This window comes from Mariprofundus aestuarium (genome assembly GCF_002795805.1).
GTDB classification, from domain to species: domain Bacteria; phylum Pseudomonadota; class Zetaproteobacteria; order Mariprofundales; family Mariprofundaceae; genus Mariprofundus; species Mariprofundus aestuarium.
Genome location: NZ_CP018799.1, coordinates 346,152 through 352,500, shown reverse-complemented (window position 1 = coordinate 352,500; position 6,349 = coordinate 346,152). Strand labels below are relative to the sequence as shown.

At 54.3% G+C, this 6,349-nt stretch carries 5 protein-coding genes; 3 read left to right on the top strand and 2 right to left on the bottom strand.

Annotated features, from left to right (window positions below):
- Positions 1 to 388: 388 nt before the first annotated feature.
- Together Ga0123461_RS01850 and tyrS are read right to left on the bottom strand one after the other, a co-directional pair.
- Positions 389 to 1,933: a M48 family metalloprotease gene (locus Ga0123461_RS01850; RefSeq protein ID WP_100276790.1), complete on the bottom strand. Its 1,545-nt coding sequence runs from the start codon at positions 1,931 to 1,933 to the stop codon at positions 389 to 391.
- A 53-nt stretch (positions 1,934 to 1,986) separates the two neighbouring features.
- Positions 1,987 to 3,171, bottom strand: coding sequence for a tyrosine--tRNA ligase (gene tyrS, locus Ga0123461_RS01845; protein ID WP_100276789.1), 1,185 nt, complete (start codon positions 3,169 to 3,171; stop codon positions 1,987 to 1,989).
- A 203-nt stretch (positions 3,172 to 3,374) separates the two neighbouring features.
- On the opposite strand from tyrS, the gene Ga0123461_RS12435 reads away from it, so the two are divergent.
- From Ga0123461_RS12435 to Ga0123461_RS01830, 3 genes are read left to right on the top strand one after another with little or no spacing between them, the layout of a single operon-like run.
- Positions 3,375 to 4,013, top strand: a complete 639-nt coding sequence (locus Ga0123461_RS12435) for a hypothetical protein (protein ID WP_198507090.1) — start codon at positions 3,375 to 3,377, stop codon at positions 4,011 to 4,013.
- Between the two features lie 27 nt (positions 4,014 to 4,040).
- Entirely contained in the window at positions 4,041 to 5,210 is a 1,170-nt protein-coding gene (locus Ga0123461_RS01835) for an anhydro-N-acetylmuramic acid kinase (protein ID WP_100276788.1), read from the top strand.
- Positions 5,198 to 6,292 carry a metal-dependent hydrolase gene (locus Ga0123461_RS01830; RefSeq protein WP_100276787.1) on the top strand — a complete coding sequence of 365 codons (1,095 nt, stop codon included), beginning with the start codon at positions 5,198 to 5,200 and terminating at the stop codon, positions 6,290 to 6,292. Before Ga0123461_RS01835 ends, Ga0123461_RS01830 begins: the two co-directional genes overlap by 13 nt.
- The last annotated feature ends 57 nt before the right edge of the window (positions 6,293 to 6,349 follow it).

Here is a 6,349-nt window from a genome sequence, read left to right as displayed (position 1 = left end):
GGCTGCGGGCGGCGAACTATAAGCACGACGCTCGAGGTGTCAACCTCTATCTGACTCACCCAAAACCTTGCGGCTGTGTAACTCAGATCCCCCTCTCAAACCAGTTGCCTGACTTGCGAGGGCGGCGAACATTAGCGGCGAAAAAGCTACCGTCAATGCCTTTCTTCCTACTCCTCAGATTGCTCCGATTCATAGTAAGAAACCCTCCGTTTTCAGCAATGCTTCTTGCGGAGGGCGGCGAACATTAGCGGCGAAAAAGCTGGCGTCAATGGCTTTGTGATGTGGTTATTTTAACGCATACCTGAAACGTTGAAGATGCTGATTTTTTTCGATTTTCGCTGGCAATAATCTATCATCAACAGTGAATCGATTTCACTCTGATGATAGGTTAATGTACCAACTCAGCGCGAGCAATACCGATACGCAATGTATTTAGCTCCGCCTCGACCAATGATCCTGTCAGGCGTAGATCAAACAGCTGCCGAGTGCCGGCAGCAACACTACCCCTGAGTGCACGTTGCATTTGCTGCATCTGCCCTGCTGCATTGCGATACTGAACAAGCACAACCAGATTGCCGACTTGCCTGGGTGTCGGATTAGAAATCTGAACAACAACTCTACCCTGCCCATCCAACCCGGCTTTAACCTTTATATATTTATCTGGGTTCTCATTCAGGTCGAGATCTACCAGTGCGCCGTAAGCCTGCTTGCCAAGCTCGCCCTGAGAGCCTGCCACTTTGGCGTAATAACCTTTGGCCTCATCAAGGCGCCCTGCTTTACGGGCCAGGTTCCCCAGTGAGTTATAAGCATCCGCCGTAGGAAGTAGTTTCACACTGCGCTCCAGATCAGAACGCGCCTGGCTGGTCAGATTCAACTGCTCACCCACCAGGCCCCGCTGAAGGTAGTAATAAAAAAAGCCCGGATTCAACCCGGCCGCTTTATTATATTGTACCACTGCCGCTTTAAGATGACGGTTCTTCTGCTCAACATCACCCATCAGGCCATAGAAGTGCGCCTCTTTCGGCTCGAGAGCAATCGCCCGCCCAGCCAGGCGCTTCGCCGTAGCCAGATCACCCTTAGCCAAAGCTTCACGCCCTTTATCATAAGCATCATATGCAGGCTCACTCCGCGTCAGCCCTGTAGTTTTTGCACGAAATCGTGCAACCCCCTGCTCTCCGCCTTTTGGCAACGTCGCCAGTAGCGCAATATTATTCTGCACACGCTCCTGAGATGGTGGATGGCTGGCAAACATGCCACTTAACCAATCCTGACGCCTGCCTTCAGAGAGTTTGATGAAAGTACGCTGCAGGTTCACTGCGCCCTGTGGGTCATAGCCGGCTCGAACCATGTACTGCATGCCGTAATAATCCGATTCGCGTTCAGCATCCCGCCCATACTTCTGAGTGATCAGCTGCGCCCCTATACCTGCGCCCATTTGTGCCAGATCAGCATAACCTGTTCCTTGCGTGGCTATTGCCGCACCCGCCACACCAGCCTGGAGCAGGATGCCTTTTGACATACTTCGGGCACCATGTCTGGCTGCCGCATGCACAATCTCATGACCAAGCACCGCGGCCAGTTCCGATTCACTCTTGAGCTCTGTTAACAGACCGCGATTGATCGAGATCTTCCCACCGGGCATGGCCCATGCATTGGGAACAGAGTTATTAATGACCTTGAACTCATACGGCAGTTTTCGATCGCTGACTGCAGCCAGACGCTGGCCTACTTCATTAACATAAGTAGTCAGCTCGCGGTCAACGTTATAATCGCCGCCTTGAGATTGACGCGCTGGCCCATACTGCTGAGCACCAATGGCAAGTTCCTGCTGCTCACTTATCAGGCTCAGTTCACTCTTTCCTGTCACCGGATTGGTTGCACATGCGGACAGTGTGGTAACGACCAGCATCAGCAATAACAGCTGTTTCTTCACCGTTGACCCCTCCAATTTCAAGCCGGCCTCCAGATAAGCGAAGCTCCTGCGCTTTATACTACAGACAGATTGAGAAATTTGCGCTTGCCGAGTTTAATCAGATACGGGCCACCCGATTGCAGATGGCAATCCTTGTCGGTGACTTTTTCGCCATCTATAGATAGTGCGTTCTGTTTTACCATGCGCATCGCTTCACCATTGGATGCGGTCAGCCCTGTCTGGGTCAGTGCCTTGATAATCCACACCCCCCCATCCTCAGCAGTCAGTGTTGCTTCAGGAACATCATCCGGCACTTCCTTCTTGGCAAACTGCATCTCAAAGCCTTCACGCGCCACCTGCCCTGCCCCTTCACCGTGGAAACGGTCAACAACCAGAGCAGCCAGACTCTTCTTAGCCTCCATCGGATGCTTGGCTTTGATCTCATCTAGATTCAGATCGGTGAGCAGCTCATAGTATTTATACATCAGCTCATCAGAGACACTCATCAGTTTACCGAACTGCTCTTTGGCGGGCTCTGCCACACCAACATAGTTATTTAGCGACTTGGACATCTTGTTAACGCCATCCAACCCTTCGAGCAGTGGCATGGTCAGAATCACCTGCTGAGGTTTGCCGTATGCATCCTGCAGCTGCCGCCCCATCAACAGGTTGAACTTCTGGTCGTTACCACCCAGCTCTACATCGGCATCGAGTGCCACTGAATCGTAGCCCTGCACCAGCGGGTAGAGAAACTCGTGAATGGCGATCGACTGACCACCCTTATAGCGCTTCTCGAAATCATCCCGCTCAAGCATGCGGGCTACGGTTGCCTTGCCGGCAATGCGGATCAGATCGGCTGCAGTGAGATTACCCAGCCACTCGGAGTTGAAGCGCACCTCGGTCTGTTTTGGATCGAGGATTTTGAACACCTGCTCCTTGTAGGTTTCTGCATTGAGCAGCACCTCATCGTGAGTCAGGGGCGGGCGGGTCTCATTCTTGCCGGTCGGATCGCCAATCGTGCCTGTGAAATCACCGATCAAAAACACCACCTGATGACCGCAGTGCTGGAACTGACGCAGCTTCTCTATCAGTACGGTATGGCCCAGATGCAGATCGGGGGCAGTCGGATCGAAACCCGCCTTCACACGTAGAGGCCTGCCCTCTTTCTGGGCCTCTTTCAGTTTCGCCTCAAGAGCACCTGCCGGCAAAATCTCCAGAGTGCCGCGACTCAGCAGTTCCATCTGTTCCTGAATTTTCATATCCACCTCTAAAATCGAGTGCGAATCATGGCAAATTCTCAGCGCCACCGCCACCGCAGAGGTTCACAGGTCATTTGCGCGCCAGATCACTGATATGAGGCTGGCAACTCGCAGGTTGCGTGCTATTCTAACATCATTGTGCATGATATCTGCCGCACTGTGTGACAGATCTGTTTATATATATAGATACAAAGGAGATTCAGATGAGCGACAAAAGCAACGAAGAGAAAGTGGCAGAAACCACAGAGGCCGTTGAAACTGAAAAGAGTCAAAAGAGCTGCAGCTCCAGCAGCCTCTGCGGCCCGCATACATCGTTCTACCTATCGGTGATTGCCATCGTGCTTGCCGCGTATGCCGCCGTCTCTGTGGGTCAAACCCCGGTTCCGGCAAATGCTGAAGCTCGCCTGAGCGGCCTTGAGAGCAGCATTCAGGGACTAAATGACCAGGTCGCTTCACTCGGCAAGGATGTTGAGAGCAACCGTGACAACCTGATCCAGAATCAGCTGAAGAAGGCACTGCTTAATATTCAGGAGGTTAGCGGTCTGGCCAAGGAAGAGACCAAAGCGACCATCGCCGAGGTTGAAAAGATCCTCTCCGCCCTGACTTCGCCTGTGGAACCAGAAGCGCCTGTTAGCGAATCGGAAGCCGCACCCGCAGAAGAGCCTGCTGCGGAAGCTGCACCTGAAGCGACTAGCGAAGCTCCGGCCGAAGCAGCGCCCGTAGAGGCCGATGCTCCGGCTGCAGAAGTTGAAGCTCCGGCTGTAGAAGTTGAAGTTCCGGCTGTAGAGGCTCCACAGCCTGAGGCAGTAGCTCCTGCTATGCCCGAAGCGCAGGCATTTTAAAAAGATCGACCGAAAAAAAGCAGTTCAATGGGACCTGATTACCAGCTTTTCATCGGCATCATGTCAGGCACCTCCGCGGATGGTATAGACATAGCAATTGCCCGAATGGACAACCAGCCGGGCAGCCGCATGGCGTTGATTCATTTCTCGGAATATCCGATGCCAAATAAGATGCGCGATCCAATCCTTCGCCTTGCTGCGCCCGGTCTGAATGAGATCGAGCGCATGGGAGAGTTGGATCGCGCCTTGGGACAGGCCTATGCCGAAGCCGTGCTGGCAGCCATTCACGGGGCCGGGCTGAAAACAGAAGCGGTTGCTGCAATTGGCTGTCATGGCCAGACAATCCGCCACCAACCCAAAGCCGATTACCCGTTCACCATCCAGATCGGCTGTGCCGCCACGCTCGCCGAACACACCGGCATTACCACTATCTCCGATTTCCGCAGTCGTGATATTGCCGCCGGTGGCGAAGGCGCACCACTGGTACCGTTTTCACATCGCCATCTCTTTGCCAAAAAGAAAAAGGATTCTGCTGTGTTGAATATTGGCGGCATCAGCAATGTCACCTGGCTCGGTAAAAACGGCAGCACAACAGGCTTTGATACAGGTCCCGGCAATATGGTGATGGATGCCCTGATGCTGGAGATCAGCGACGGGCGCAACGGATTCGATAACAATGGCGAGCTGGCTGCCAGCGGCCTGGTGTCAAAAGCACTATTAGAGAAGCTGATGGCACATCCCTTTCTGAAACGCACACCCCCAAAGTCCACAGGACGTGAGCAGTTTGGGCAGGAGGTTGTCGACCTGATCCTCCACTGGCCAGAACTCTCCGATGCTGATCGCATGGCAACCGCCTGCCAGTTTACCGCTGATTCAATCTGCGAAAGCCTTCGTTTTATGGAGTCTGAACCTGCCAGCTGGTATATCTGCGGTGGTGGCGTACGCAACGGCCATCTGATGAGCCTGCTACAGATGCAGCTTGCACCTGCGAAGGTGGCAACCACCGATGCGGAGGATATTCCACCACAGGCTGTCGAGGCACTCAGCTTTGCCATCCTGGCCCGCCAGACACTGATGGGTCAGCCCAACACCTTGTGCGAAGTGACCGGCGCAACCCATGCCGTTTGCGGCGGCCAGATCACACCCGGCAATAACTGGCAAGAGCTACTGCAAATCATTCCAGCATGGATCCGATAACCCACGCGATTTCGGGAGCAGCACTGGCCCGCGCCATTCCGAAACATCACCTGCCACCACTGCAACTGCTCTTCCTTATCCTGCTCACCATGGCACCGGATGCTGATATTATTCTGCGATTCTTCTCGGAGACCGTGTACCTTCAGCACCATAGGGGGCTCACCCACTCGATCCTGCTGATTCCGCTCTGGGGCTGGCTGGTCTACAGCCTCTCATCACGCCGCATCAAAGCGAACCCGATCATGCCCTGGCTTCTTGGTGGCGCACTGCTGCTGCATATCCTGCTCGACCTGATCACCACCTTCGGCACGATGATCATCGCCCCCTTCTCCGACTGGCGCGCCAGCCTCGACCTGCTCTTCATCATCGACCCCTTCTTCACCGCCAGCCTGCTGATTCCACTGCTGTTGGGGCTGATCTGGAAACAGCACAAGCGCAAGATGGGTGTGGTCAGCCTAGTATTGATGTGCAGTTATCTCGGGCTCACCTATAGCAACCAGCAGCAGGCAATTGATCTTGCCCGCAATGCTCAGCCCGATGCAGTAAGCTACAACGCACTACCGATGGCCTTCTCCCCGTTCCACTGGCAGCTGATCGCCATCTATCCCGACCACTTCGCCCGGGCCGCTGTTAATCTGCGGCCCGGCTTCACCGGCACACGCCTACTGTTTGACGAAGAATTCGCCAACGGCTTGATCTCAACTGAAATGAGTGGGCAGGATGATATATTCTGGCAGGAGCTGCCGAGAATGCAGACGGTTGAGGGCTGGGGCTTACTTCCTGGCACTGCTTTTTACGCATGGTTCGCCCGCTATCCGGTACTTCTTGATAGGAGTGAAAACCATATCGATTTCGGTGACCTTGCCTTTGGTAGTGGCGCGCCGGGTGTGCGGCCCGCCTTCCAGCTGCATATCGACCTGACAGGATCGGCTGACGGCAATGGTTCAACCATGGCCGCCCATGCTGCGGAAAACAGACAGCCCCGCGCATGGCTGATCTGGCGGGGCGAGCGAAGAAGTGAGATGACACTCACCTCTGCCCCCTTCAGTTGGCTCTCAGAACTCACAAAGAAAATGCTTTAATTATAAAAAACCGCTCCGAAGGAGCCCCTGAAACAGGCTCTTCTCGGTCACTAATCG

Excerpts from the sequence above, each read along its gene's own strand:
- tyrS (WP_100276789.1), bottom strand. The coding sequence starts at position 3,171 with ATGAAAATTCAGGAACAGATGGAACTGCTGAGTCGCGGCACTCTGGAG.
- Ga0123461_RS12435 (WP_198507090.1), top strand. The coding sequence starts at position 3,375 with ATGAGCGACAAAAGCAACGAAGAGAAAGTGGCAGAAACCACAGAGGCC.
- Ga0123461_RS01835 (WP_100276788.1), top strand. The coding sequence starts at position 4,041 with ATGGGACCTGATTACCAGCTTTTCATCGGCATCATGTCAGGCACCTCC.
- Ga0123461_RS01830 (WP_100276787.1), top strand. The coding sequence starts at position 5,198 with ATGGATCCGATAACCCACGCGATTTCGGGAGCAGCACTGGCCCGCGCC.